This window comes from Arthrobacter sp. MDT2-34-1 (genome assembly GCF_059091365.1).
The window spans coordinates 1-301 of the sequence record NZ_JBNHGO010000200.1 but is presented as its reverse complement, the minus strand read 5'-3'; the positions used below and the strand labels follow the sequence as shown (position 1 = coordinate 301).

The 301-nt window shown below is 67.8% G+C and carries 1 pseudogene; it reads left to right on the top strand.

Features of this window, described 5'->3' with window-relative positions:
• Positions 1-16: 16 nt before the first annotated feature.
• A pseudogene (locus AC5RVV_RS18350) lies at positions 17-301 on the top strand (copper transporter); the annotation flags it as partial.

Here is a 301-nt window from a genome sequence, read left to right as displayed (position 1 = left end):
CCTGGGGGCCGCGAGCGTGCTCGCATTGATCTGGGCTTTTTCGATCGGAGGCAGCGCGGAAGTCGGGTTGCTGGACCGGATCGGTGCCTTTGTGCTGTGGGGACTGCCCGGCACCAAGATGGTTTTCAACCTCGCCGCGGCCTGCACCCTCGGCGCTCTGGTGCTGGCCGCCGTCGGATTTTCCCCGCAGCGGCCCGCCTATGACCGCACCATCCGGCTCGCCGGGACGGCGGCCATCGTCTGGACCATCACCGCGGTGGGCGTCCTGGTGCTCAATTTCGTGGTGGTGGCCAACGAACCG